This window comes from Shewanella sp. 10N.286.54.B9, assembly GCF_041468565.1.
Lineage (GTDB): Bacteria > Pseudomonadota > Gammaproteobacteria > Enterobacterales > Shewanellaceae > Shewanella.
In genome coordinates, this window is sequence record NZ_JBFRIY010000019.1 from 70,237 (window position 1) to 95,828 (window position 25,592).

At 44.9% G+C, this 25,592-nt stretch carries 26 protein-coding genes; 14 read left to right on the forward strand and 12 right to left on the reverse strand.

Going from position 1 to position 25,592, the window contains the following annotated elements; genetic code table 11:
• Window positions 1–73 precede the first annotated feature (73 nt).
• From AB4135_RS07475 to AB4135_RS07485, 3 genes are all read left to right on the forward strand, one after another.
• Window positions 74–610 carry a TonB-dependent receptor gene (locus AB4135_RS07475; RefSeq protein ID WP_371991680.1) on the forward strand — a complete coding sequence of 179 codons (537 nt, stop codon included), beginning with the start codon at window positions 74–76 and terminating at the stop codon, window positions 608–610.
• A gap of 97 nt (window positions 611–707) precedes the next feature.
• Window positions 708–1,346 carry a DUF3157 family protein gene (locus tag AB4135_RS07480; protein WP_371991682.1) on the forward strand — a complete coding sequence of 213 codons (639 nt, stop codon included), beginning with the start codon at window positions 708–710 and terminating at the stop codon, window positions 1,344–1,346.
• A gap of 211 nt (window positions 1,347–1,557) precedes the next feature.
• Window positions 1,558–2,100, forward strand: a complete 543-nt coding sequence (locus tag AB4135_RS07485) for a DUF5655 domain-containing protein (RefSeq protein WP_371991684.1) — start codon at window positions 1,558–1,560, stop codon at window positions 2,098–2,100.
• Window positions 2,101–2,115: 15 nt separating this feature from the next.
• On the opposite strand, the gene AB4135_RS07490 is transcribed toward AB4135_RS07485, so the two are convergent.
• A complete protein-coding gene (locus AB4135_RS07490) occupies window positions 2,116–3,030 on the reverse strand; it encodes an energy transducer TonB (protein WP_371991686.1) in 915 nt (304 codons plus the stop codon).
• A gap of 241 nt (window positions 3,031–3,271) precedes the next feature.
• On the opposite strand from AB4135_RS07490, the gene AB4135_RS07495 reads away from it, so the two are divergent.
• Complete coding sequence (locus AB4135_RS07495; RefSeq protein WP_371991688.1) at window positions 3,272–4,441, forward strand: MerR family transcriptional regulator; 1,170 nt, start codon at window positions 3,272–3,274, stop codon at window positions 4,439–4,441.
• 83 nt (window positions 4,442–4,524) lie between these two features.
• On the opposite strand, the gene AB4135_RS07500 is transcribed toward AB4135_RS07495, so the two are convergent.
• The 5 genes from AB4135_RS07500 to hutC form a co-directional block, all read right to left on the reverse strand.
• Entirely contained in the window at window positions 4,525–4,785 is a 261-nt protein-coding gene (locus tag AB4135_RS07500; protein WP_371991689.1) for a hypothetical protein, read from the reverse strand.
• Window positions 4,786–5,074: 289 nt separating this feature from the next.
• Window positions 5,075–5,530 carry a PaaI family thioesterase gene (locus AB4135_RS07505; RefSeq protein WP_371991691.1) on the reverse strand — a complete coding sequence of 152 codons (456 nt, stop codon included), beginning with the start codon at window positions 5,528–5,530 and terminating at the stop codon, window positions 5,075–5,077.
• Between the two features lie 390 nt (window positions 5,531–5,920).
• Window positions 5,921–7,453: a histidine ammonia-lyase gene (hutH, locus tag AB4135_RS07510; RefSeq protein WP_371991693.1), complete on the reverse strand. Its 1,533-nt coding sequence runs from the start codon at window positions 7,451–7,453 to the stop codon at window positions 5,921–5,923.
• 3 nt (window positions 7,454–7,456) lie between these two features.
• Window positions 7,457–9,145, reverse strand: a complete 1,689-nt coding sequence (gene hutU, locus AB4135_RS07515; protein ID WP_371991694.1) for a urocanate hydratase — start codon at window positions 9,143–9,145, stop codon at window positions 7,457–7,459.
• Between the two features lie 121 nt (window positions 9,146–9,266).
• Entirely contained in the window at window positions 9,267–9,971 is a 705-nt protein-coding gene (hutC, locus tag AB4135_RS07520; RefSeq protein ID WP_371991784.1) for a histidine utilization repressor, read from the reverse strand.
• Between the two features lie 244 nt (window positions 9,972–10,215).
• On the opposite strand from hutC, the gene hutI reads away from it, so the two are divergent.
• Window positions 10,216–11,442, forward strand: a complete 1,227-nt coding sequence (hutI, locus tag AB4135_RS07525) for an imidazolonepropionase (RefSeq protein ID WP_371991696.1) — start codon at window positions 10,216–10,218, stop codon at window positions 11,440–11,442.
• A gap of 329 nt (window positions 11,443–11,771) precedes the next feature.
• Here hutI and AB4135_RS07530 read toward each other — a convergent pair whose 3' ends face one another.
• Complete coding sequence (locus tag AB4135_RS07530) at window positions 11,772–11,987, reverse strand: hypothetical protein (RefSeq protein ID WP_371991698.1); 216 nt, start codon at window positions 11,985–11,987, stop codon at window positions 11,772–11,774.
• A 656-nt stretch (window positions 11,988–12,643) separates the two neighbouring features.
• On the opposite strand from AB4135_RS07530, the gene AB4135_RS07535 reads away from it, so the two are divergent.
• The 5 genes from AB4135_RS07535 (at window position 12,644) to AB4135_RS07555 (ending at window position 16,355) form a co-directional block, all read left to right on the forward strand.
• On the forward strand, window positions 12,644–13,771 hold the full coding sequence (locus tag AB4135_RS07535; RefSeq protein WP_371991699.1) for a hypothetical protein: 1,128 nt from the start codon (window positions 12,644–12,646) through the stop codon (window positions 13,769–13,771).
• A gap of 318 nt (window positions 13,772–14,089) precedes the next feature.
• Entirely contained in the window at window positions 14,090–14,767 is a 678-nt protein-coding gene (mtnC, locus tag AB4135_RS07540; protein ID WP_371991701.1) for an acireductone synthase, read from the forward strand.
• Between the two features lie 153 nt (window positions 14,768–14,920).
• Window positions 14,921–15,346, forward strand: coding sequence for an acyl-CoA thioesterase (locus AB4135_RS07545; RefSeq protein ID WP_371991703.1), 426 nt, complete (start codon window positions 14,921–14,923; stop codon window positions 15,344–15,346).
• 63 nt (window positions 15,347–15,409) lie between these two features.
• Window positions 15,410–15,676: a GNAT family N-acetyltransferase gene (locus AB4135_RS07550; protein WP_371991704.1), complete on the forward strand. Its 267-nt coding sequence runs from the start codon at window positions 15,410–15,412 to the stop codon at window positions 15,674–15,676.
• A 16-nt stretch (window positions 15,677–15,692) separates the two neighbouring features.
• Window positions 15,693–16,355 (forward strand): hypothetical protein, encoded by a 663-nt coding sequence (locus AB4135_RS07555; protein WP_371991706.1) that lies wholly within the window; start codon window positions 15,693–15,695, stop codon window positions 16,353–16,355.
• A 7-nt stretch (window positions 16,356–16,362) separates the two neighbouring features.
• On the opposite strand, the gene AB4135_RS07560 is transcribed toward AB4135_RS07555, so the two are convergent.
• The 5 genes from AB4135_RS07560 to AB4135_RS07580 form a co-directional block, all read right to left on the reverse strand.
• Complete coding sequence (locus AB4135_RS07560; RefSeq protein WP_371991708.1) at window positions 16,363–16,773, reverse strand: acyl-CoA thioesterase; 411 nt, start codon at window positions 16,771–16,773, stop codon at window positions 16,363–16,365.
• Between the two features lie 169 nt (window positions 16,774–16,942).
• Window positions 16,943–18,739 (reverse strand): long-chain fatty acid--CoA ligase, encoded by a 1,797-nt coding sequence (locus tag AB4135_RS07565; RefSeq protein ID WP_371991710.1) that lies wholly within the window; start codon window positions 18,737–18,739, stop codon window positions 16,943–16,945.
• Window positions 18,740–19,075: 336 nt separating this feature from the next.
• Entirely contained in the window at window positions 19,076–20,380 is a 1,305-nt protein-coding gene (locus tag AB4135_RS07570) for a hypothetical protein (RefSeq protein ID WP_371991711.1), read from the reverse strand.
• A complete protein-coding gene (locus AB4135_RS07575) occupies window positions 20,377–21,222 on the reverse strand; it encodes an ABC transporter ATP-binding protein (RefSeq protein ID WP_371991712.1) in 846 nt (281 codons plus the stop codon). Before AB4135_RS07575 ends, AB4135_RS07570 begins: the two co-directional genes overlap by 4 nt.
• A 20-nt stretch (window positions 21,223–21,242) precedes the next feature.
• Window positions 21,243–21,614 (reverse strand): GntR family transcriptional regulator, encoded by a 372-nt coding sequence (locus AB4135_RS07580; protein WP_371991714.1) that lies wholly within the window; start codon window positions 21,612–21,614, stop codon window positions 21,243–21,245.
• Window positions 21,615–21,704: 90 nt separating this feature from the next.
• On the opposite strand from AB4135_RS07580, the gene AB4135_RS07585 reads away from it, so the two are divergent.
• The 4 genes from AB4135_RS07585 to AB4135_RS07600 all read left to right on the forward strand — a co-directional run bounded on the left by AB4135_RS07585 (window position 21,705) and on the right by AB4135_RS07600 (window position 25,578).
• Window positions 21,705–23,318, forward strand: coding sequence for an alpha/beta hydrolase (locus AB4135_RS07585; protein ID WP_371991716.1), 1,614 nt, complete (start codon window positions 21,705–21,707; stop codon window positions 23,316–23,318).
• 10 nt (window positions 23,319–23,328) lie between these two features.
• Complete coding sequence (locus AB4135_RS07590; protein ID WP_371991718.1) at window positions 23,329–24,063, forward strand: ATP-binding cassette domain-containing protein; 735 nt, start codon at window positions 23,329–23,331, stop codon at window positions 24,061–24,063.
• 61 nt (window positions 24,064–24,124) lie between these two features.
• The gene (locus AB4135_RS07595) at window positions 24,125–25,261 is read left to right on the forward strand and encodes an ABC transporter permease (protein WP_371991720.1); all 1,137 of its coding nucleotides are present in this window, start codon (window positions 24,125–24,127) and stop codon (window positions 25,259–25,261) included.
• A gap of 65 nt (window positions 25,262–25,326) precedes the next feature.
• Window positions 25,327–25,578 (forward strand): superinfection immunity protein, encoded by a 252-nt coding sequence (locus tag AB4135_RS07600; RefSeq protein WP_371991722.1) that lies wholly within the window; start codon window positions 25,327–25,329, stop codon window positions 25,576–25,578.
• Window positions 25,579–25,592 lie beyond the last annotated feature (14 nt).

Here is a 25,592-nt window from a genome sequence, read left to right on the forward strand (position 1 = left end):
CTAACACAGTTGACTGTAATCTAAAGATTCACAACAATCCATTTTCTATTGCCTGAAGTTCATCGAGATCAAAATGACCAAATACATACTTACCTGTGTTATCTCCCTCTGTAGCTTTAGCGCGCTTGCCAATGATTACAGCAAAGATGCGCCAGTTTTACCAAAACCGACAATTGCTATAACCGTAGACTATATTCCGGCAATCGACGATCTCTACGGCATCACCATTGCTCCCAGCCACTACGATACTGACTATGCCCAGTGGGGTTATTACATTGGCTACGCACAGAGCAAAAAAAATGATTTAGTGGTTGAAGAGCCCAGCGAGGCTTATTCACAAAGTTCACTGTGGCGCTTTGGTTTAACCTACCCACTCGCTGCGGGCTTAAGCCTTTATGGCGGAGCGACGGCCTATATCCACGAAGTCTCTTCTACTACCAATATTGTCCCTTATGTTGTCGGCGCCGAGCCTGTATGGGAAACCGACAAAGATACCACTTGGGGAGCCGAGGCAGGTATTCGATATGTGTTAGGGCCTAACTTCACAATGGCTGCAGGCTACAACAGCGCCACTGAGTCAGCGGTATTTAGTATCGGTTACACCATGTAAACCCACGACGATAAGTACACTAATTTTGATCTTGTCAGTGTTAATCTAACAGGAGTTTGTCTATGCTAGGGCAATCTCCTTTACAAGGTTAACAATCATGTACAAAACGCTAATGGCCTATGCCTGCATTGCTCTATTCTCGCTCTCAATCCCCGCCTATGCCGATGAAGTGGCGCGAGTTACTTTAGAAAATGGCGCAACAGTTAAACTTAACGATGACTTCACCTGGGAATATGTGATCCTAGAAAGTCAGGCTAAACCGGACACAGCAACACCTGTGACCCTACCAGCTACGGTAGCCGCAGTAACAGCCGCAGAGAGTGCAGCTCCAGCAAACGTACCTGCTACAACAAACACTAGCGAAGCCCTCACCTCAAGTGCTATCGCTCAGTCCGCACTATTAAAATCAACTGGAAAAAGCGGCGTAAAAGTCAGCTACCTAAACAGCCAGTGGGATGATGATGGTCGACTAGGGCTAACCTTTGAGCTCTCAAGCAATAGCTCAGAGCACTACGTGATGATTGAGCTTGAAGTCAGCTTATTTGCCGATTCCGGCTCGCTGATAAAGCGCGAAACCGTACAGGTGTGGCAAGCGATATTCAGAATGCCTGATACATACTTGCGTAAAGGCCAAACCCGCGAAAGCCGAGTATTCTGGATTGAAGGTATCGACAAAGCGCAATGGACTAAGCAGCTAATGAGCCTGAAGATGAAAGAGATGGACTCACGTATGTAACCTCATTAGTTTAATTCCCGCTTTAGAGGCCTAGCGATAAGCTAGGTCTTTTTGTTTCCCCCCTAAAGCCGAAGTCATTTCCCTTTTTAAATCCAATAATCATTTAAATAATGCCTGCTGTTCTGCCCCCAGCAAAACAATAGTAGATTGCTTCTTTGCTAAACTAATGCATAAATGAACATTCATACGCTATGGATAAAGGTTGAATAATATGGATAAAGCATTACAGACCATGATTAACAATATGCCTGAAAAAACAGGGAAAAGTCTCGAGCAGTGGATTCAAGTATTAGCAAAAGAGAACTTCGATAAACATAGCGCGGCAGTCAAGTACCTCAAAACTGAGCATAGCGTGACCCATGGATTTGCCAATACCATTGTGACCTTATCGCAACAAAAAGATCAGCCAACAGAAGATCTAGTTGCCTCTCAATATACCGGGAAAGAAAGCCTTAAACCGATCTACCAAAAGCTAATCGCTATCGCCGATAGCTTCGGTGATGATGTCACTATAACGCCCAAAAAAGCCAGCGTCAGCTTAATAAGAAAAAACCAGTTTGCACTAATCAAACCCGCTACTAAAACGAGAATAGACTTGGGCTTAAAGCTCAAAGGTGTTGATGTACAAGGGCGGCTAGAAGATTCAGGCCCCTTCGGCGCCATGTGTACTCATCGAATTCAGCTTAAAACGTTAGCTGACATTGATGATGAAGTCATTAATTGGTTAACAGCAGCCTATGATAAATCGGTTTGAGAGGCTGCAACTGGATTAATCAGCCACTGAAACCTCAAGTCTAACCTTGAGGTTTACTGTTTTGATGAGTGTACCGCTTTCAGATTGAGCAGGAAGGTATAACCATTTCGATAATGTATTGATGGCATCTGCCTCAAAAGCACCTTCAGGACTCACATCAATGATTTCTATATCTTCAGTTCGCCCCTCTTTATTAACCGAATAGCTTAATACTACCCAGCCTGGGTGCACAGCAGTAGGTGCGACTCGATAGATTGAAAAGGGAACACTTAAATCTGTTCTTGTTGTCACGACGGGATCGACACCCTGCCGACGACGGAAGTTTAAGCTGTCACTTATAGACTGCTCAGTTTCCAGTAATAACAGATCTCGGCTCAGCTTTGCATAATCAACGTTGTCTTTTTGTTTATATCGTTCGGGGAATTGCTTTTGATGCCATTGAGTAAAATGTAGCTCTGCTGCAGCGTGTGACTCAAAAGCAATAACCGCCAAATGTTCAGCTTTATCAAAATTTCCCAGCATCTTGTAAGCAATGTATAGCTCTTTACTAATAAGCGGATCATTGTCTACTTTTACAAAATTACTCCACAATAAAGCAGAATCCACCACCTGCTGGTAATTGCCATTATGCAAACTCCTCCTCACCATATCAGCAGCTCCAGCCTGCGCTCTATATGACGCAACAAGATACCTATCTTTATCTGTTTGTGGCGCGGCTGCTGCTAGAGTTGTCTGTGCTTCTACAAAATCACAGTTATTCAGTCTATTTATAGCGACAACTATTTTACGAGAAACACTAGGGCTGTATTGCGGCTTGACGGTGTATTCTACGCCGTAACATTCACCAGCTTTAACAGTTAAAATCTGCTCAGTAGCTCTACAGCCAACAAAAATTACTGCCAGCAAACAGAATAAAAAAAACTTAATCATGATCTGTATTTCTTCCTTGTGCTTTGCCCTTCCTGATAATTAAAGAGCATTATTTCCATTATAATCAGGATAATAGTATACAGATAAGGCTACCGACTCATAAAGATAGTGTTGTAACACTAGCCTCCATTCTCTACCTTTTCTCGGTGTTTTATTGACTATCTTCAACACACTAACTTGACCTGTCTATAGCTTTATAGTTTAAGGTACTTAACCATCAACGGATATAAGGCTGGTGATCATGTATCAAATATCTGAGCTTGCAGCAAAGGTTGGGCTATCTCGAACGGCGCTGCTTTATTATGAGAAGCAAGGGCTTATCACTGGGCATCGGCTTGATAATGGCTATCGAATATACAGCGATAAAGATCTGCAACGCTTGCGATTAATCCAGCAATTACTTGCCGGCGGGTTAACACTACAAGAGTGCAAAATATGCCTAGAAGCTAAAGTTGATAGGCAATTATTGCAAAGCCGCCTACAAGCGCTGGACGAGGAGATAGAGCAAAAGCAGCAGTCAAGACAGTTGCTTGCATCCATGCTCGGTGAGGGTGACCTTAAAGCATGGCACGCAAATTTGGATAAACTTGCGCCAGATGCTCATCTCGAGTGGTTAATAAAGCAAGGATTCAATGAGAAAGAAGCCTTGCGACTGAAATGGTTATCAAAAGATATGAACGAACATGATTTATACATCGCAGACTTTATGAAGGTTTTCGAAACCTTAGAACGTTGGGGTCCAGGCAGTGAAGTTGATACACAAAAAGCTTTGTCATTAGTGCCTAGCACGGCAGTTAACATACTAGAAGTGGGTTGCGGTAAGGGACTGGCGACTCAGGTATTAGCAGAACATAGCGAGGCGAGTATTACCGCCGTCGACAATGAACAAGTTGCACTAGATAGACTAGCACAACGTTTTGAACAGCAAGGTCTCTCGGCACGACTCGCAACAATTTGCGCCAGCATGACAGAACTCCCTTTCTCTGATGAGAGCTTTGATCTTATCTGGGCAGAAGGCAGTGCCTACATAATGGGGATCGAGAAAGCTCTCATGCAATGGCGACCATTACTACCAAAGCAAGGCTGCTTAGTGATTAGTGATTTGGTTTGGAAAACGGATAATCCAAACAGTGAATCTGTTGAGTTTTGGAAGCATAACTATCCAGACATTCAGCCTGTCGCAACCCGAATCGAGCAAATGAAGCACGCTGGCTATCGTGTTGTAGCGCATTTCCCTCAGAGCAAACAGGCTTGGTTAGATTATTACGGCCCGTTAGGTGAGCGAGCAAAAGAGCTTGAATCAGCAATGCCTAATTCCGCAGCGCTGAAAGATATCAAACATGAAGTGGATATTTGCAGCCAGTTTGCCGCAGAGTTTGGCTACCATTTTTTTGTCTTGGAAAAAATATAAAAATTAACACTTTAATGGCTAGAGAATCTAACTGTTAAGGCCTAGATGCACAGAGTAACAGCTCTTCTTGTAACTAGGCCTTGTTAATGACGATAGACTGCAACATTCTCGATTTCTGACGTGCTCTCGTCTATCTCATTAATAGACATATTGCATAGGTAGCTTATTTTGCTTTTAAGCAAAATATTACCCTTGAGAAGAATTACCTCAATAAAAATTCGCTCTTTTTCATAGCTAAAAGAGAGGCTTTCTAGCTCACTTAGCTCCAGTTTCTTATCATCAATAAAGAGCATTTCTGAAGCAAGGTCTAACCTTATTGTTTTTGGGCTATCTATAAAACTCACGATAATAACCAATAAATATAAAACGAATAAAGGCACCATCGTTATAACTATTAGGGTTTTTCCAAAGGTCTCACTAGAGCGAAGTGTCTCTATATTTAGGTAAAATTCAATACCTATTGCGATAAAAAATAAAGTAACGAAAACTTGAATAAAAAAGTTCTGGCGACTTAGCTTACAACAGATCATCACAACCCCAAGCCAAAAATCAATAGCTTAACATTACTCTTACTTTATAAAAAATAATTTAACCTGCTCGAAGCAGCGATAATCGATAACTAAAAAGCGTAGGTTAAATCATCATGCTCTCAGGCATCTTCACTGCCACCATACGCGCTTTAGCACACACCTTGCCTTGTGCTGACAAGCTTATTTCAATTAATACCTTTTTAGGTTTTACCTGTCGAATAACGCCACGCAGTTCGAGCTCAATGCCCATTGGAGTGGGTGCCAAATAATCAATATTCAGCGCCGCGGTAACAAACCTTGGTGGCGCTTGAGTGTTATCCGAAAAAGCCCGTGCAGCGGCGGCGCTGGCACTACCTGTGCCATGACAATCGATTAATGAAGCAATCAGTCCACCATAAACAAATCCGGGAATAGCGGTATGAAAAGGCTTAGGAGTGAACAAGGCAATAGTTTCATCATCGTCCCAATAGCTTTTGAGTTGATGCCCGTGAGGATTATTTTTGCCGCAACCATAACAATGGCTGAGATCTTCTGGGTATAAATCTTGAAATGCTTGCATTACTGCACCTTAAATTCGCTTCAACGACCATCAACTCCAAACTACGCTATTACACATTAACAGTTTCAACAATGCAGACATTAGGCTTAAGACTAAAGAATTTTTTGCGCAATGCGTTAAAGGATCGATACAGTGTATTTGAAAAGTATTAGGTTTCATTTTTTAATAACAGCTATTAATGGCAATCAAAATGCTCTAGTGCATTTGTGGACGTTGATGGCATGGATGCCATCGTCGAGCCCACATGGAGGTGCTTGTGGCGTTTCACATATGCATAGAGCATTTCTCTACTCCAAGTCACAATCGTAATGCTTAATTGTACTATTAAAAAAGGGCTATCAAAGATAGCCCTTTTAGTATTTGTAACTAATACCTAATCACAGAGGTAGCTTACAGACTCGGCAGAATATCTGCTGGCAAGTAAGCGTTGTAGCTGGCAGTGATCAACAGGTCGGTCGCGGCTTCGATATCTGGGCCGAAGAAACGGTCTTTATCGTAGTATGTCACCAGTTCACGTAGCTCAGCTTTAGCCTTCGCCACAGCGACTGCAGGTTGCAGTGGACGACGGAAATCCAAGCCTTGCGCCGCAGCTAGTAGTTCAACTGCTAACACGCCACGGGTGTTTTCAGACATATCACGCAAGCGGCGCGCCGCAAACGTAGCCATAGACACGTGATCTTCTTGGTTAGCAGAAGTTGGCAAGCTATCAACTGACGCTGGATGCGCGTAAGTCTTGTTTTCAGATGCCAATGCCGCAGCCGTTACCTGAGCAATCATAAAGCCTGAGTTTACACCGCCATTTTCGACAAGGAACGGTGGCAGTTTTGACAAGTTTGAATCGATAAGCAGTGCGATACGACGCTCAGCGATAGAGCCCAGTTCTGCAATCGCGATCGCTAGGTTATCTGCTGCCATTGCCACAGGCTCAGCGTGGAAGTTACCACCAGAGATAATGTCGCCAGTATCTTGGAACACTAATGGATTATCGGTAACACCGTTAGCTTCAGTGCCTAGCACCTCTGCTGCATGACGAATTTGGGTTAAACAAGCGCCCAATACTTGTGGCTGACAACGCAGTGAGTAAGGATCTTGCACCTTTTCACAGTTAACATGATCAAGGCTGATCTCTGACTCATCCCCCAGTAGATGACGGAATACAGCTGCTGAGTCAATTTGGCCTTTTTGGCCACGAGCAGCGTGAATACGCGGATCAAACGGACTACGGCTGCCCATCGCAGCTTCAACGCTCATGGCGCCAATAACAGAACTTGCCGCAAACAGGTCTTCTGCGTTAAATAAACCTTCTAGCGCTAATGCGGTTGAAGCTTGCGTACCGTTAAGTAGTGCTAAGCCTTCTTTAGCCGCTAGTTCAAGCGGCTTAAGACCTGCGATTGCAAGACCTTCCGCAGCAGTGATCAGCTGACCTTTGTAGCTCATCTCACCTTCGGCAAGTAGTGGTAAACACATGTGAGATAGTGGCGCCAAATCACCAGATGCACCTACAGAGCCTTTTTCTGGTACACAGGGATAAACTTCAGCATTCACCAATGCAATAAGGAAGTTAATCACCTCTAAACGAATACCAGAGAATCCACGGCTTAGCGAGTTGATCTTCAATACCATCATCAAACGCACTGTAGCGTCTTGCATGTATTGGCCGGTACCCGCAGCGTGCGACAGTACAATAGAGCGCTGTAACAGTTGTAAATCCTCAGCGGCAATTTTAGTGTTAGCTAGTAAACCAAAACCGGTGTTGATACCATAAACGGTACGCCCTTCATCCAGTACTTGTTGTACAAGACCGGCACTGCTATTGATGTCGCTAATAGCGCTCTCAGCCAGCTCAAGGGTAACTTTTCCGCGGCTAATTTCACGAACTTGCTTAAGGGTAAGGCTACCCGGCGTTAATACTAAATGGCTCATGTTCTACTTACCCTCTGTGTTGGCGGTATCAAGCATCGGCAGGTCTAGACCCTGCTCTTTGGCACAATCTTTGGCGATTTCATATCCAGCATCAGCATGACGCATCACGCCTGTTGCAGGGTCATTCCACAGCACTCGACCTAAGCGCGCTGCGGCGTCATCGGTTCCGTCTGCCACAATCACTACACCTGAGTGCTGGCTAAAGCCCATACCGACACCACCACCGTGATGCAACGACACCCAAGTTGCACCACTTGCAGTGTTAAGTAGTGCGTTCATTAGTGGCCAGTCAGATACCGCATCTGAGCCATCAAGCATAGATTCAGTTTCACGGTTAGGACTGGCTACAGAGCCAGAGTCTAAGTGATCACGGCCGATAACCACTGGCGCAGAAAGCTCGCCATTTTTAACCATTTCGTTAAAGGCTAAAGCCAAACGGGCACGATCTTTAAGACCTACCCAACAGATCCGCGATGGCAGGCCTTGGAACGCGATACGCTCACGCGCCATATCTAACCAGTTGTGCAGATGGGGGTTATCAGGAATAAGCTCTTTAACTTTAGCGTCGGTCTTATAGATATCTTCAGGATCGCCAGATAGCGCTACCCAGCGGAATGGACCAATACCTTCACAAAATAGTGGGCGCACATAAGCAGGTACAAAACCTGGGAAGTCGAATGCGTTTTCTACACCCTCTTCAAATGCCATTTGGCGAATGTTGTTACCGTAATCGGTTGTCGCGGCGCCTGCAGCTTGCAGCGCTAGCATTGCCTTAACTTGAACTGCCATTGATTGCTTAGCTGCTTTAACCACTGCCGCTTCGTCAGTTTTACGCATTTCAATCGCTTGCTCTAGCGTCCAGCCCTGTGGCAGGTAACCGTTTAGCGGATCGTGCGCTGAAGTTTGGTCGGTAACCACATCTGGTGTAATTCCACGCTCAACCAGCTCAGCGAAAACATCGGCTGCATTACCAAGTAGACCGACTGATACAGGCTTGCCACTCGCATTAGCTTCTTCAATCATCGCTAATGCTTCATCTAAAGTGGTCGCCTTTTTATCTACGTAGCGAGTACGTAGACGAAAATCGATACGGGTTTCATCCACTTCACAGGTCAGTACTGAGTAACCGGCCATAGTGCCTGCAAGAGGCTGTGCGCCACCCATACCACCTAAACCACCGGTTAAGATCCATTTGCCAGCAGACGAACCGCCGAAGTGTTGCTTAGCCATCGCGACAAACGTCTCGTAAGTCCCTTGCACAATGCCTTGCGAACCGATGTAGATCCAAGAACCTGCTGTCATCTGGCCGTACATCGCCAAACCTTTCTTATCTAACTCGTTAAAGTGCTCCCAGTTAGCCCAATGTGGCACTAGGTTAGAGTTAGCAATAATCACTCGCGGGGCATTATTGTGGGTCTTGAATACCCCGACAGGTTTACCCGATTGCACCATTAAGGTTTCGTCTTCTTCAAGGCGCTGCAGTACTTCAACGATTTTGTCGTAGCACTCCCAGTCACGTGCGGCGCGGCCGATACCGCCATAAACCACTAAGTCTTCAGGGCGCTCAGCAACATCTGGGTGTAAGTTATTCATTAACATACGCATTGGCGCTTCGGTTAACCAACTCTTACAGCTTAGCTTTGTTCCTGTCGGCGCAATGATGCGGCGGCTTGGATCGTGTCTCTTATCCATGGGTCTACCTCGTTCGATTTGTTTTTATATGCTTGTTTTTATAACTGTCTTTTTGTTTTTTAAATCGTTTTCAGCTCATTTGTTTGAGCGTTTTACTTGTACTGCTGTAGCAAACCAACCTCTAGTTAAAGGTCAGATGACCACCTAATCTAAATCGACTTCCTGGATGCACTAAACGTGCAAAACTCACCACACCTTGGCGTGACCAAGTGCGGCGAGTAATCTGTAAACATGGCTCTGAGGCCTCGATGTTGAGCAGTGCTAGCTGCGCATCATCGGCCATTTTGGCTTCAATGGTGTGCTTGGCTTCCGTTAGCGGTGCCACCATAGATAAATATTCGTGCGGCGTTTGCTGGGTAAAATCTTGCGCTAAATACTCAGGCACCAATTTGGGGTTCACAAAACGCTCCTCTAATTGCAGCGGTGTCCCCTGCTCGCAGTGCACCAGCACCGACTGATAGACAGCACTACCCTCTTCTAGTCCTAATGCAATGGCTATAGCACCTGTGGCACTTGTTTGCGTTAAGGACACTTGCTGCACGCTGTAACCATGGCCACGGTCTTTGATCTCATCGGCAATATTGCGAATTGCCATCATCGAAGATTGACTTTTAAGCCCCGCAACAAAAGTGCCCAACCCTTGAGAACGCTCTAATACGCCAGATTCTGTTAGCTCAGTTAAGCCGCGTCTTGCGGTCATTCGGCTACAGCTAAACAGCTCAGCCAGCTGATTTTCCGACGGCACACGGCTGTCTTCCGCCCACTGTCCAGATTCAATCTGCGCTAAAATATATTGCTTAATCTCTTCAAACTTTGGCGTTGCCATATCAGGTTTATTTACCTTTATTGGTTGCTTTGCTGTCGCGATTTTCATTTTTGATGACCGACACACTATGCTGGGTATTTGCGGCCATTTAGCAACGGTCTGCTATTTATAATGATCAAAAACTCGGCTACAATCCTAGCTTGTATATACAAGTAAATACAAGCTAGCTCACAAAATATTTTTAGTGACGATGCTTAGTGTTAGTATTCAGCCACTAGCTAAAACAACAAAAAGAGAGTGCAGTATGTCGTGGGATCAAGTCTGGATTGATATCAATATCGCTACTATGTCACCAAGCATTTCAGAGCCTTACGGTGCGATACAAGATGCTGCGTTAGCGGTTAAAGATGGCAAAATTGCTTGGGTAGGAAAACGCAGTGAACTGCCAGAATTTGATGTACTCGCCACGCCAATTTACAAAGGTAAAGGTGGCTGGATCACCCCAGGGCTCATCGACGCCCACACTCATCTCGTGTTTGCTGGTAATCGCGCCAATGAGTTTGAACTGCGCTTGCAAGGTGCTAGCTATGAAGAGATCGCTCGCAGTGGTGGCGGTATTATTTCAACCGTAAAAGCCTGCCGAGAAGCCGATGAAGCCGAGTTGTTTGAGCTTGGTCGCCAACGCCTGAATGCACTCGCCAAAGAAGGTGTGACCACAGTTGAAATCAAATCGGGTTACGGCTTAGATATTGAAACCGAATTAAAGCTGCTGCGGGTCGCCCGCGAGCTAGGTAAACACCATCATGTAGAGGTGAAAACGACCTTTTTAGGTGCACATGCGATCCCACCAGAATATAAAAATGACAGTGATGCTTATGTCGACTTAGTGATCAATGAGATGTTGCCTAAAGTGATTGCAGAGAACCTTGCTGACGCCGTCGATGTGTTTTGCGAGAATATCGCCTTTAGCTTAGCGCAGACCGAACGCGTGCTTACTGCAGCTAAAGATGCTGGCCTCGATATTAAACTGCATGCTGAGCAGCTATCAAATTTAGGCGGTTCAGCCATGGCAGCCAAGCTAGGCGCCAAGTCTGTAGACCATATCGAATACCTTGATGAAGCCGGCGTCAAAGCCCTGAGCGAAAGCGGCACCTGTGCCACCTTACTGCCCGGTGCTTTTTACTTCCTACGGGAAACCCAGCTACCTCCTATTGAGCTGCTACGCCAATACCAAGTTCCGATGGTGGTTGCCAGTGACTATAACCCAGGCTCATCGCCAATGTGTTCTAGCCTTTTGATGCTGAACATGGCTTGTACCTTAATGCGCTTAACCCCAGAAGAGGCACTCGCCGGCATGACACGCAATGCCGCTAAAGCTTTGGGGATTGATGCTGAGGTTGGGATTATCGAAGCGGGCATGACCGCCGATTTCTGCCTGTGGAATATCAGTACCCCGGCAGAGCTTTCCTACACCTATGGGGTCGGCTCTTGTATCGAAGTGGTTAAAAATGGCCGCTTGGTACATCAGTAGCTTTCTATCAAGAGTTGGATGCCTAAAGCGATGATGTTTTGTCATCGCTCAGCATTGGACTTCCGCCACAAAGCAGAGTGTGCTTAACGGTTGCAGCTAATCGCTTTCGATATTAAAGTTAGATAGGGATTATTTGATTTTGTACGACAACCAGCCTGATGCAGCTAAAACCAATGGTTCCCAAACTGTCAAATTTTGCAGCGGTCTCTCTTAAGATCTATATCATTGTAGAGGTTATTTAGCGCACTAAACCGATAACGTTTAGTTAATAGAATAGCGGTTGTCAGCAAATAAAAATCGCCGATGCTGCGGGCGATTCAAGTTAACTTTTATTTACAGGTGCCTCGTTCAACCAGTACCTTTTTATTTGTTACTGTGCCTTGACTAACCGCTTGACGGTTAAAGCATGGGATATACAACCTGCCAACTTCGGCGCCATTGCTATCAACGTAAGCGTAGATTGAAAACTCCCAATAGGCAGCTTGTACCGCTGTGGTTACTGCAGCAGTTGCTATTAAAGCTAAAAGTCCTTTTTTCATGTTCATTGTCTATCCCTTATATTTTAATAGAATGTTCTAGCATTTATCATTCTATCTTTATCACTTCACTTATCTACTGCTCTTTTAGCTAGGATCTACAGCCAACCGCCATCATTTAGTACGACAAAACCTAAATACTATTAGGAAAAATGGCAATATATTAAACAGCACCATTATATTAATTCCTAACAGTCGTAACCCGAATAGTTACTTTCAAACCAATGAGTCAAAAGCTTCAGTATTAGGTGGATCGTTTCTCCACTCATCAGTAGTAACCGATTAGAACAAACCGGACACTGCGGCACAGCGCAGTGTTAGCGCTTTATAATTCAAGTCGCTATTCATCAACGTTACTAAGAGGAAACTGTGACGACTATGGCCTGATATACTCACAAAATTACAAGCAGACACAGAACGATATGACGAAGCATTCCAAGACACTATCGCGATACCAAGGTAAAAGTTAGTGCGATGACAATTAAAATTCAATTATCAACCACCAATACAGCTACAGCCGAGTAGCACTAAAGACTGATTAAACAATTAAAAGTCATTTCTCACTTTACTGGTTTTTTCTCACGTGTAAATTGTCTGTGCCAAAGTGGAGGCCTCTCCAGCAGTCTTGGTTTATTTAATAAAAATAACCACACAAAGGACTGATGATGAACTTACTAAAAATAACTCCGCTGCTACTTTGCGGTTTGTCGCCACTAGTATTTGCAGGGCAAACGCTAAATAGCGCAGGAGCAACACAAACTCAAACTTGCTACAACTCACTCAGCACACTCAAACCCAGTATTAGTGCATTAGATAGCACAAAAACTATCGATGCTTGCCTGAATGCTAAAGATCCAACCAAACAAATCATCATTAACTGTCCGTCATCGAACAATGTCGGTATTGACGGTATAGATAAGGTAAAACTCAAGAATGATGGTCTCGCTGCTAATGTTTTCGCTAACTGCCTTTCTGAGATAGCGGCTTCAGGAGTAGCGTTGACTTCCCAAGACAATGCTATTCTTACGCAATTAACAGCCAGCAAAATAGCAACTAGAAGCCAAATAACTAAAGGGAAAACAGCTAAGGAAAAAAATGATACTACCAAGCGTTGGATCAGCTCATTCGAGCTAGGTTATAAACAACAAAATGGCTATGACGATGACGGCAAACGTACTGGTTTTGATCAAGGCGGGGTTACCGGCTCACTCAAGCTAAATGGTCGTTGGAAGAATGGCTGGGGATGGAGTGACGCAGTCACTAACTTTGAAGTTGGAGTCGCATTTGGCCAGAACCCAACTGTTAATGAAGAAAAACCTGATCCCGACGCTGCTGGATTTAACGACGTCACCGATACTATTGATGGTTACATGAAGTATTTATATTCGCCAGGTCATTTTATGGCAACCGCTAGTGGAGATTCCGTTCTTAGTTTTGCTGCATTAGCTGGTATTCGTAGTTTAGATGAAGCAACCCAAGGTAATGAGTTAGCAAGGTATTACGGCGGTGGTCTAGAGTTCAACCTTTACAGCACGGGTGTAGAAGAAAACAGTAATGCGCTTCCTCGAGCTAGAGTTGGCGGCTATTTTGTTAGAACAACAAACCATGGAGCAATGACAGACGTTAATCTTTGGGTGATACAAGCACAATATCAACTGGTTGCAGACAAGCCATTTTTATTAGGTTTTAAAGCAAACTTAGGCCCCGATGATCTTGATGACTATTCTGTCACCTTGAGTGTAAGGCAAGATACCGCAAAGCTGCTCAGCTTCTTTGGTTTTATCACTGAATAACCCGGTTATTGATGACTAGAGTAAGCAAGGCTTTATTTGTTATCTGCTTACTCTTGTCATTACCCAAAGCATAAATCTTATCAATTTTTTATCCCTAACCTGCAAACCAAACCACGGAAAAACTAACCAAAATTTAACCGTACATCTCTTTTAACTTTAGAAAAAATCGATAGCTATATCGTCGAAAAGTTTCGTTAGGCTACATGACTGAAAATTAACTACGATTTGCAGTCCAAATAAACTAGCCAAACAGGCCGTTTCAGCTTAGGATCTGAGCAATAAACAGATCAATAGCACATTGCGGAGTAACCAAACATCATGGGTATCAGAGCCATTGTCGTAGATACAGCCGGTACAACTACCGATCTTAACTTTATTGAGGACGTTCTGTTTCCTTATTCTGCTAAGGTACTACCCGCTTTTCTTGAAGAAAATCAACACAATGTTTTAGTTGAAAACTGCATTTGTGATGTACAAGATATCGCACTAGAGCCTGATGCCGATCTGGCTCGAGTCACCGAAATATTGTTGCAGTGGATTGAAGAAGACCGCAAAGCGACACCACTTAAAACCATTCAAGGTTTAATTTGGAAGCAAGGTTACGCTAACGGTGAGTTTAAAGGGCATATCTTCCCAGACTTTATCGAAGCGCTAGACGGTTACAAGCAGCAAGGCCTGCGAGTATATAGCTTTTCATCGGGTTCTGTTGATGCACAGAAATTACTATTTGGTAATAGCGATGCTGGCGATTTAACTGATAAGTTTAACGGCCACTTTGACACCCGCACGGGTAACAAACGCTTTAAGCAAGCCTACTGCAATATCCTCAATACCATTAGCCTTAGTCCGAAGCAGATCCTGTTTGTTTCAGATGTACTGGAAGAGCTGAAAGCCGCCAGCGAAGCGGGTTTAAATGTGGTACAAATGGTGCGTGATGATAGCCAACGTACAGGCGACTTTAAGCAGATTAGCAACTTTGCAGAGCTAGAGATCTAACTCACTCTCAGCAGATAAAAGGCATTCATTGAATGCCTTTTTTTATGCCTAAAAATCCATTTATCAATGCTTGTTGTCACTAAAACATGCTGTTATGCTGGCTATTAATCAAACAGTCGTTTGAATGTCGATTTAACGAAATAAGAGAGCATGATGGATAAATTTCTCGAGCAATACCCGATAAATACTTCAATAAACGTTGCCTGGGGCGAAATGGATGCCCTACAACACGTCAACAATGTGGTTTATTTTCGCTATTTCGAAACCGCCAGAATCGACTTTTTTAACCAAATCAATCTGCTCGAAGATCTGCAAAAAACAGCTGTCGGTCCTGTAATAAGCGAAAACCGAGCCCGCTATAAGCGACCAGTGACCTTCCCTGATACCTTAGTCGTTGGTGTCAGCATTAGTGACATTAATGATGACCGATTCATGATGCACTATCATGTTTTCAGTCAAACTCAGCAAGCAATTACAACAATGGGTTCATCTCAAGTGGTGATGTTTAACTTCAAAACCGGGCAAAAAGCACAGCTAACGCCGCAGCTATTGGACGCGCTAAAAACTTATCAGCAGTAGCTCCGAGCCCGATATATCTGTATGGTTTTCTTTTGAAGTTTAAGTAAATTCAAAGGATTTGAAATGTCTGAAAACATTACCCATCTGCCTGATGAGCAACAATTTGTGATTAATATTGGTACGGCGCAAGCAGTGCTCACTTACGAGTTATTAACCAATAACGCTGCGCTAAATAATCAAGGTTTGTGCAACTTCACTCATACCTTTGTCCCCAACGAATTGCGCGGTAAAGGACTCGCAGAGCAGTTGGTTAGACATGGTATAGCGTGGGCAAAATCGCAAGGATTACAGATAGAAGCTAGTTGCTGGTATGTACAGAAATTCCTTTAGATTCGTTAAGCTAGTAATGATTAGTTTAGCCAGCCTTGTTTTGCTAACGGGCTGCGTGCAGCGGCATGCCTTTATCAGTGCTAATGGGGTTGAGCCGACTAAACTTGATGCCCTAAGTCAACAACTTGAAGCGCAGGGCTGGCAGATCACCTTGACACAACTGGAGATCCCTGCGGAATTTTCAGATACCAGTATCGCCATCAACCCCGCCCAACAAAATCAAGATGCTATCGAGCAGTTGATAACCCTGTTACAACAGCTTGGGTTTAACCAGCCGCAAACCTATAAATTTGCTGAGGGAAAACACTTTTACAGTATCGATAATATCGGCCTCTATATCCGTGGCAGTCAGCCCGCAGTAATGCCACCCAACTGGCTAAGGAGCGATAACTGTAAAGAGGGGGACACGCTATTAGCATTAAGCCCGGGCGGAAATGTAACCCTCGAACATGAAGCGTTAGATACAGAATTAGAGCAGCTAGATAGCTATCAAGGCCAGTGGCAGTTTGATGGTGAGCGACTATCCATTGCGTTGCTAGGGCAGGAACAACATTATAGTCGGAGCGATATAACTCGAACCACATGGCGAGGCGATAGCCCCGCGCAACTATTCACTCCATTAAAAGAAGTCGAGTTTACCCCGTTAAACTGTCACTTTATTATCATAGAAGCAGAGTAATTTGTCGCTAACTAGGTGCACCAGTGAGTGCTGCTAACTGCTGCCGCACCTCTTCACTCAAGGGCACACTTTTCTCGGTGGCATAATCGTAATGCACCATCGCAGTTTGCGCCTCTGCGGTTTTTTTGCCGTTTTGCCAGCAACTCTGAGTGAGCTCAAAACTACTATTGCCAATGCGACTGACCCACGTTTTTACCGTCACGTCACTGGCAAAGTACGTTGGTGCGTTAAAGGCGATGGTAAAACCTGCGACAATGAGATTCCATTTCGACAAGTCTTGCTGTGGATTAAAGATCTTAAAAATCGGCTCTCTGCCCGCTTCAAACCAAACTGGGATCACCGTGTTATTGATATGACCTAGGGCATCGGTTTCACAAAAACGCGGTTGTATGGTTAAGCTAAATTCACTTTCCTTCACGGGATCTGTCCTTTATTTATTGTTATTCACAGCAGTGCCACTATTCTACCGATATTTCTATTTCAACGCAGTATTTGCTCATCTTGAGTTATACCCGTTCTACTTGCTTTAAGCCAGATAACAAAAAGGGATGCATGGCATCCCTTTTGTGTTGATGTATTAGCTCAATTTAACGAGCATACATCTTATCGATTTCACGCGCATATTTATTGTAAATAACCTTACGGCGTAGCTTCATTGTTGGCGTAATTAAACCCGCTTCCATTGAAAATGCATCTGGCAGTAGGGTGAATTTTTTAATCTTCTCAAACCCTGCAAGCTCTGTTTGTAAGGACTTTAAGCGTTCTTCAAAATGCTCTACAACATGGGAATGACGCAACAATTCAAGTGGTGACTCATAATGTACGCCCTTCTCTTTTGCCCATACTTCTAAAGACTCAAATGCAGGCACAATCAATGCGGTAACATAGTTACGCGCATCAGCAATAATCGCCACCTGCTCGATGAATGGACAACAGCCGACTTTGCCCTCAACACGCTGCGGGGCAATATACTTTCCGTTTGAGGTTTTCATTAGCTCTTTAATACGGTCAGTGATAAACAGGTTACCGTTTGCGTCGATATGACCCGCATCGCCGGTTTTAAGCCAGCCATCTTCAAAGGTTTCTTCAGTTTCTTGCGGGCGGTTATAGTAACCACGCATAACGGTATCACCACGAACCAAAATTTCGTTGTCTTTACCAAGCTTAATCTCGGTTTCAGGTAATACTTGTCCATTTGAGCCAGTCACTCGGTTACCCAACGTATTACAGGTCACTGTTGCAGTGGTTTCAGTCATACCGTAACCACACAGCACAGGTACATTAATGCTATGGAAGAAGCTAGCCACTTTAGTGTCTAACGCTGCACCACCACAGGGCATGAATTTAAGACGACCACCCAATACCTGTTGCAGCTTGCTATAAACGAGTTTGTTGGCTATTGCCCACTGCAAATTCAACATTGCAGAGCCTTTAGTTCGGCCTTGGCTAACTTCAAACTGGCGCTTACCCACTGACATCGCCCAAGCAAACATTTTCTGTCGTGCATTGGGTGCTTTACTCACTTTATCTTGTACAGCGCTGTAAACTTTCTCTAAGAAACGCGGCACAACACACAGTGTATGCGGACGCACAGCCGTAATGGCGTCTTTTGCCGTCATTGGATCTTGCAGGTAAACATTGTGACCACCGCGACAAAGCACATAGAAGCTCCAGCCACGCTCAAATACGTGGCTTAATGGCAAAAATGCCAATGAAGTATCGCCAGTTTCAAAGTTCATCTTTTGATCGTGTTGGCGCACAGTTGATGCAATATTACGGTGATCTAACATCACCCCTTTTGGTTCACCCGTGGTGCCAGAGGTGTAAATAAGCGTGAGTAGATCGTCAAGACTGGTATCCGCGAGTCGCTTTTGCAACTCAGTATCGGCGACCTTATCGAGCTCTCGCTCAAGTAGTGCATCTAAGTAAAAGTGATTATGGCTATCTTGCAGCGGCACACTCTTATCGAAAACCACAATGCGCGATACAGAGTCACACTGGGCAACTAAATCACACGCCATAGCGTATTGTTCGGCATCGCCAGCAAAAATAAGTTTAGCCTGAGCATCGTTAACGATGTAAGCAGCTTGTTCTAAAGTGCTAGTTGGGTAGATAGGCACAACCACAGCTTTAGCCTTTAATAAGCCTAAATCTGCGCAAGTCCACTGCGGACAATTCTGTGAAAGGATCACCGCACGGTCTTGCGACTCTATGCCAAACTGGATTAACACCCGTGCAATTTTTGAGGTGATAACATCAAACTGGCCCCAACTAACTTGATGCCAAGGCGCGGCCATTTCGAATCCTTCGAGTGCTATCGCATCGCCAAGTGCTTGGCTCTGTTGCTGTATAAGACGTATAACGTGAAATGACTCGAGTGACATAAAATAACTACCTTTTAGCTTACAAGTGTTCCGCTTTAAAGTAAGTTTACTCGAAGTTCGCTCAAAAACTAAGAGCTTTTGCTCTATTAGTGTTAAGTCAAACACAAAAAAGGCTGCCCATGGTGATGAACAGCCTTCGATTAACAAAAATTGTCTTAAGCTAACCAGCTCAATTAAAACAGAAACACCTTAGCAACAAGTGTACCTAACTGAGTCATATAGAGGCTGGCTAATTGATTCAATATTGATTTCAAACATAACCGTTAAGTGCCCGGCAATAAAAACCTGTCATCCGCAACACAACAAAACCAGCAGGTTGATAACAGTTTCAAACAGTTAGCTAGACAATAGGTCACCACGCCATAGGCGATATTTGCCGTACCAAAGGCAGAAAAACGCTAATATTAGCAACGGAACGTCCCAAGCTACCCAGTGCCAAATATCTCCGCCACTTTGCACAGTAGAAAGCGAAGATGATACCCAACCAGATTGCAACGCGACAAAAAAGATTGTGGCGGAGATCTGCATTGAAGTACGACACATAGACCCTAACCCTAATATCGCCGCGCAACCAATCACATTACTCAAAACGATGTGCGACCAAACCGACAAACTCACCAGTGGTGATAACAGGCTAACTAATGCTGCAGTCACCATCATGCTAACCGTTAATATAGCCAGTAAACGGTACTGGGCTAACATAAAGGCATCGATCATGCCCTTTTTGCCATCAAAACCCGGTAATACAAATAAACTTTCTACCGCGCGCCAACGTTGAATACGGCTCCAGTGCAACATGGCGCAAGCGATACTACTAAACTGAATCAACAGAAATAGCACAGGTAGTTGCACATCGAGCATATATGCCCCAAGTGCTAACAACAGCGTTACTAGCGGCATAGCCAACAACATCATTGTTAGCATCGGTCCAATAAAATAGTTGGCAGGGTGCAGATAACGCTCGAACCGGTTAAGCAGCTTGGAAGACTTAAGTGATGGCAACCAAAACCAGCCCATCTCCAGGCCATTTAGGTAAACAATGCGCGCTTTACTATTCCAACCAAACCTTGATAGCTTGCGCCATAAAAGCGCTGCCAAAACCAGATCTGTAAACAATAACAAAGCACTCCCTGTTGCAGGCAACAGATCAGCCAAATAAGGCAGCATGGGCAAAGAGATAAACAATACAAATGACAGATGGAAAGCACTGCTATTGTTCAAGCTAAAATAGAGAAAACCGAGCCCAAATAATAGTGTCAGCAGTAGCTCATCAAACTTATCAAATGCGTTATGTGCAGCCAGAAAAGTGGTTGCGATTAGAAGACTGGTTATCAATAAGCCAAGTGCTTGTAGCATTACACTTTGCCGATATTGGGGCACAATAGCGGCCCACTCTGTGGCGGCTAAGCGGTTCATCTGCCAACCGATAGCCACGCAAGTTGAAGCGACAAACATATTCATCAATAGCATTAGTGTGTCGACTTTGCGCTCAGCGTCATCAGGGAGCATAAAAGGCATAGCTAATGCCATAACTAATCCCAGTAAGCCAACCCCCAGAAAACTGGCGCAACCAAGATCAAATAACCACAGCCGAACAGAGCCTTTTAACCACTTACCCGAGGTTATAAATGCCCAGTTCATGAGTGTAGCTCCATAAACAGCTGTTCTAAATTCAATGAGTTTGCACTGATAAGCCCATCAAACTGTTGCTGTTGATAGTTATCAACCAGCACATTATTGCCAGCGCGATGCAGTATATTTAGCTCAGCGGGAAGCGTGGCAGACTCACTCAGCTTTAATAGTCTCACTTGTTCTCTCAGCTCATCTATCTCTTTAAATATCACCAGCTCGCCATGCTTAATCAGCGCGAGATGGCTAGCAACCCGTTCAAGATCGGAAGTGATATGAGAAGAGAACAGCACACAAGAGCCTGACTCGAGTGCTAATTCAAATAGATCGGCCATAAATTTACGTCGAGCGATAGGATCTAGACTGGCAACAGGTTCATCAAGGATCAGCAGTTTAGGTCGATAAGCCATTGCCATAATCAGTGCTAACGACTGACGCTGGCCAACGGATAGACGCTGCACCTGCTGTTTAGCATCAAGATCGAATCGTTGTAGCCATTCAGCTTCTAGCGATGTATCCCACTCAGGATAAAAGCTACGATGCAGATCCAGCGCTTTAGATACACTAAAGCCTTCATAACCAAAAGGTTGCTGCGGCACATAACCTATTTGTGTTTTTATCTCAGAGGTCATCTGCTCAACGGGCGTTGCTAGCACATCAATACTGCCAGAACTGGCTTGTATAATCCCTAAAGCGCAGCGCATTAAGGTCGATTTACCCGCGCCATTTTGCCCCAGTAAACCCACAACCATTCCAGGGTACAGCGCCATCTCTAACCCATTAAGCGCGACTTTATCATCAAACTTTTTTGTCAGCTGCTTGCAGACTAAAATTGGTGTTTCGTTCATATCCATCGAAAAAAATCCTTTAAATGTTACTTCCAGCGATCACCAAGCAGTGTTTTTAGCGCATCTAAGCTGATACCGAGTTGTTTAGCCTGCTCAACAACCGCGTCAATCTGCGGGTGTAATAATTGTTCATTGGAGGTGACATCACTTTGCTCACGTTGTGCCACACGAGTAGGTTGGCCACGGCGGCGCTCCAGCCAACCTTGCTCCACCAGCTGTTGCACTGCTCGGCTCACTGTCATTGGGTTTACCGTTAAATGCTCTGCCATCTGCCGCACTGACGGCAATACTTGTTCACTTTGTAGCTGGCCGCCCACAATCAAGCGCACGATCTGCTCGCTTAATTGTTTATAAATTGGTTCACCACTACTGGGGTTGACATTTAGTTGCTCTAACATTAGCCTTTAGTCACTGTATTAATACATTGATACACCGATACAGTAACAAGTTAACATATACCCGCTAAATTGCAAAAAGGAATCAGTATCATGCACCACGGAATGTATTCGCAATTACGAGCAGGAGTTTGTCCAACTCTGACACGCCGTAAAAAAGTTGCCATCGCAGTTGCCATTTGGGCAGCTGTACTGCTTCCTTCTGTTCATTCGCAGCCACTTACGCTTTCAACGACAACGACAACGTCAGCCTCAAGCACTGCGAGCAGCTGTTATGTTGACGGGCTATCAGAGCAGATGAACTGCGGCGCGGTCAGCGTACCGGAAAACTATGCCAAGCCAGACGGCAAACAGATTCAAATACATTACGTGGTCATGCCTGCAATTAAGAGCAGTGGTAAAAGTGAAGCCTTGTTAGCTATTGCAGGCGGGCCAGGGCAATCAGCGATAGAGAACGCCAAGGGCTTTGATCAAATGCTGAGTAAAGTGCGTCAAACCCGAGACGTTATCTTGATCGATCAGCGTGGTACTGGGCAATCAAACCAACTGCAATGTATCGGTGACGGCTTTGATAGTGCATTAGCGATTAACGAAAGTGATTTTGATACTCGAGTCGAAACCCAAAAGTGTTTAGATGAATTAGACGCCGATGTTACCCAATATGGCAGCCTACCCGCACTGCAAGATTTTGAAGCGGTAAGAGCCCATCTAGGCTATCAAAAGCTGCATCTTTACGGCGTTTCGTACGGTACGCGCATGGCACAGCTTTATATGCGTCACTACCCTGAACATTTAGCCACGGTCACCTTAGATGGTGTCGTGCCGATGCAGCAAAGTGTATTAGCGATTGGTGATGCGATTGCCCGAGCTTTTGAACTGATGCTCCAAGATTGTAGTAACAACGCTTTATGTCATAAGCAATTTCCACAGCTAGCCGCCGATCTGGAAAAGGTAGATAGCGAACTGGCTGAAGCGCCGAAAATAAGCACCATTGCCGATCCCACCACTGGTGAAGCAACCCAACTCACCATGACGCGCAGTAAGTTCAAAGGCGCGCTGCGCATGGCACTCTACTCACCCAGCGTCCGTGCGTTGATCCCCCACGCCATTCACCAAGCTTCAAAAGGTAATTTCCAACCCATTACCGGTCTCTACGCCATGTCAATGGACAGTACAGGCATCGCTATGGGCATGCATGCCTCGGTGGTATGTGGCGAAGACTGGCAGCGATTAACCCCTGAACTACGTGCTACAACCGCAACTAACTATTTCGGTAAAGAGATGCTCAAGACCTTTGAGCAGTCGTGTGCCGTATGGAACATGCCTGCCGTTGACGACAGTTTCAGCCAAGCCATCGCCAGTGATATTCCGACTCTGTTGTTATCTGGAGAATTAGATCCTGCCACACCGCCAAGTTGGGGAGAGATGGCGATGGAAAAATTAACCAATGCCAAACACTTTATCGCCCCTTATGCGACTCATGGGGTTGCCTACCAATCTTGTGGCAATAACTTAATTGCCGAACTTGTCGAAAAAGGTGCGGTAACCGACATCGACGCTGAGTGTTTAAGCAAGGATACTCGCCGTAATTTCTATTTGAATGCCAGTACTGTTGAAGCCATTCCAGCCAATGGTAATGAGCAAGAAACCACATTAAGTGCCGATGCAGATAAAGCTTTGAGCCCACAACAAGCCCTGAATAAGTAAGGAAACACTGATGATTAACGTATCAAACTTGTCAAAACGCATCGGAGATGTGCAGGCGCTAAATGATTTAAGCTTCTCTGCTCTCGATGGCCAAATTACCGGGCTACTTGGCCCAAATGGCGCGGGTAAAACAACCTGTTTACGCACTGTGTTTGGCCTGCTCAAGCCCGACAATGGCATCGCTGAAATCGATGGGATTAACATTGCCAAATCACCGGTTTCAGCCAAACAACAACTGGGATTATTTCCAGATCCATTTGGACTGTACGAACGCTTAACCCCACGGGAATACATCAGTTACTTTGCCGAGCTCAATGGTTTATCACGTAAAGATGCCAAACAAGCCACCAGCAATGTGATTGATAAACTGCACTTAGCTGATATTGCAGACAGGCAATGCAAAGGGTTTTCTCAAGGGCAACGAATGAAAACCGCACTGGCACAAGCCATTGTCCACCAGCCAACCAATATCATTCTCGATGAGCCTACTCGCGGGCTAGATGTCATGAGCACTCGGGTGCTGCGTGACATATTGCGAGACCTTAAAAACCAAGGTCACTGTGTACTGTTTTCCAGCCACGTGATGCAGGAAGTTGCCGCACTCTGCGACCAAGTGATTGTGATGGCTGAAGGTAAAGTGGTTGCCGTCGGTAGCCCTGACGCCTTGTGCCAACAAACGGGCAAAGCCTCACTCGAGGATGCCTTTATTCAGCTTATCGGTACTGATGAAGGGATTGCCGCATGATGCAGTCATCAATCGAAACACTCTATGCAGCACAGCGCAACGGCAACAAAAGGATATTGAAATGAGTAATAAAATAATCACCATGCTCCGCAAAGAGCTTATTGATGCCGCACGCGACAAACGCTCGGTAATGGCAGGGCTTTACTACGCAATGGGGGCACCGCTACTGATGTGCGGCATGTTCTTTATGTTGATCGGCCAGCTGACGAGTCCAGAAGATTTAAATATTAACATCGACAATCCGCAAGGTGCTCCTGATCTAGTGAAGTACTTATCTAGCAAAGGGATTAACCAAACCGACGGTGAGAATACCAAGGACATTTTGTTAGTCATCAGTGATGATTACGCCAGCAATATGGCTAAAGGGATCAGCGCCGACGTTACCCTTATCGCCGATGCTTCCAATGAGAAACTACAGAAATCAATTCGCCGCCTTGAGAAACGTTTGCAAGCCTACAGCTCAGAGATGGGCAGTTTACGACTAATTGCTCGCGGTATTGACCCGAGAGTGATGCAACCGATTAAGCTCAATGTTGAAGATCAAGCCACCCCGGATTCAAAAGCTGGCATGATTTTAGGCATTGCGACGATGACGATGATCTACGCAGTGTTTATTTCAGGCATGAACCTCGCTATTGATACCAGTGCGGGTGAGCGCGAGCGTAACTCGTTAGCGTTATTGCTCAGTCATCCAGTATCAACTGGACAGATAGTGCTATCTAAGATTCTCGCCGTGACCATCTTTGCCATGATAGGTCTACTACTGACCTTAATTGTGTCGAAGTTTGCTTACAGCTTTGTACCTTGGCAGGAACTTGGCTTTAGCGTCAGCGTTAACGGTAGCTTTATCGGTATGATGATGGTGATCGGCCTGCCCGTCGCTATTATGGCCGCCTGCCTGCAGCTGTTTGTATCGTTTATGGCTAAGAGCTTCAAAGAAGCCCAGTCGTACCTCACCATAGTGCTCATTTTACCCATGATGTTAGCAATGGCAGCCAGCTATGATATTGCTCCCGATACTTTGCAGTGGCTACCAGTATCAGGCCAGCTACAGGCTTTGATGGAGTTTATCAAAGGCCGTGAGTTACCTGTCGTGCAACTCGCAGTGTCGTCCATTACCACATTGGTGATTTCGGCAGGCTTAGCAATGGGTATGCAAAAGTCACTGAAAAGCGAAAAAATAGTCTTTGGATTATAGCCTTAGATAAAAGGAATGCCTCTTAAACACAATCGTTTAAGAGGCCCATTATCAGGAGGAATAAAATGGAATTTATCGATAATATTTTAGCTAGTGATAACTATTTATTCTTAGCAATTCTCGCCGTTGTAGTGGTATTTATCTGGTTCCTGCCAGCGCTACTGGCACTAGTATTCAACCGCAAACATTTCAAATTAATATTACTCGCTTGTATTCCTGCAGGCTTTTCACTGATTGCTTGGGGTGGCGTGCTGGTTTGGGCTACCACAGGAAAAGCAATCGATAAGTACGCCAATCGGAGTCAGAAGCAAGCTTGAGCTCACTTTCTTGC

Bases quoted from the DNA above. Each gene is read 5' to 3' on its own strand.
- AB4135_RS07475 (WP_371991680.1), top strand. From the start codon at position 74: ATGACCAAATACATACTTACCTGTGTTATCTCCCTCTGTAGCTTTAGC.
- AB4135_RS07480 (WP_371991682.1), top strand. From the start codon at position 708: ATGTACAAAACGCTAATGGCCTATGCCTGCATTGCTCTATTCTCGCTC.
- AB4135_RS07485 (WP_371991684.1), top strand. From the start codon at position 1,558: ATGGATAAAGCATTACAGACCATGATTAACAATATGCCTGAAAAAACA.
- AB4135_RS07490 (WP_371991686.1), bottom strand. From the start codon at position 3,030: ATGATTAAGTTTTTTTTATTCTGTTTGCTGGCAGTAATTTTTGTTGGC.
- AB4135_RS07495 (WP_371991688.1), top strand. From the start codon at position 3,272: ATGTATCAAATATCTGAGCTTGCAGCAAAGGTTGGGCTATCTCGAACG.
- AB4135_RS07505 (WP_371991691.1), bottom strand. From the start codon at position 5,530: ATGCAAGCATTTCAAGATTTATACCCAGAAGATCTCAGCCATTGTTAT.
- hutH (WP_371991693.1), bottom strand. From the start codon at position 7,453: ATGAGCCATTTAGTATTAACGCCGGGTAGCCTTACCCTTAAGCAAGTT.
- hutU (WP_371991694.1), bottom strand. From the start codon at position 9,145: ATGGATAAGAGACACGATCCAAGCCGCCGCATCATTGCGCCGACAGGA.
- hutC (WP_371991784.1), bottom strand. From the start codon at position 9,971: ATGGCAACGCCAAAGTTTGAAGAGATTAAGCAATATATTTTAGCGCAG.
- hutI (WP_371991696.1), top strand. From the start codon at position 10,216: ATGTCGTGGGATCAAGTCTGGATTGATATCAATATCGCTACTATGTCA.
- AB4135_RS07530 (WP_371991698.1), bottom strand. From the start codon at position 11,987: ATGAACATGAAAAAAGGACTTTTAGCTTTAATAGCAACTGCTGCAGTA.
- AB4135_RS07535 (WP_371991699.1), top strand. From the start codon at position 12,644: ATGAACTTACTAAAAATAACTCCGCTGCTACTTTGCGGTTTGTCGCCA.
- mtnC (WP_371991701.1), top strand. From the start codon at position 14,090: ATGGGTATCAGAGCCATTGTCGTAGATACAGCCGGTACAACTACCGAT.
- AB4135_RS07545 (WP_371991703.1), top strand. From the start codon at position 14,921: ATGGATAAATTTCTCGAGCAATACCCGATAAATACTTCAATAAACGTT.
- AB4135_RS07550 (WP_371991704.1), top strand. From the start codon at position 15,410: ATGTCTGAAAACATTACCCATCTGCCTGATGAGCAACAATTTGTGATT.
- AB4135_RS07555 (WP_371991706.1), top strand. From the start codon at position 15,693: ATGATTAGTTTAGCCAGCCTTGTTTTGCTAACGGGCTGCGTGCAGCGG.
- AB4135_RS07565 (WP_371991710.1), bottom strand. From the start codon at position 18,739: ATGTCACTCGAGTCATTTCACGTTATACGTCTTATACAGCAACAGAGC.
- AB4135_RS07570 (WP_371991711.1), bottom strand. From the start codon at position 20,380: ATGAACTGGGCATTTATAACCTCGGGTAAGTGGTTAAAAGGCTCTGTT.
- AB4135_RS07575 (WP_371991712.1), bottom strand. From the start codon at position 21,222: ATGGATATGAACGAAACACCAATTTTAGTCTGCAAGCAGCTGACAAAA.
- AB4135_RS07580 (WP_371991714.1), bottom strand. From the start codon at position 21,614: ATGTTAGAGCAACTAAATGTCAACCCCAGTAGTGGTGAACCAATTTAT.
- AB4135_RS07585 (WP_371991716.1), top strand. From the start codon at position 21,705: ATGCACCACGGAATGTATTCGCAATTACGAGCAGGAGTTTGTCCAACT.
- AB4135_RS07590 (WP_371991718.1), top strand. From the start codon at position 23,329: ATGATTAACGTATCAAACTTGTCAAAACGCATCGGAGATGTGCAGGCG.
- AB4135_RS07595 (WP_371991720.1), top strand. From the start codon at position 24,125: ATGAGTAATAAAATAATCACCATGCTCCGCAAAGAGCTTATTGATGCC.
- AB4135_RS07600 (WP_371991722.1), top strand. From the start codon at position 25,327: ATGGAATTTATCGATAATATTTTAGCTAGTGATAACTATTTATTCTTA.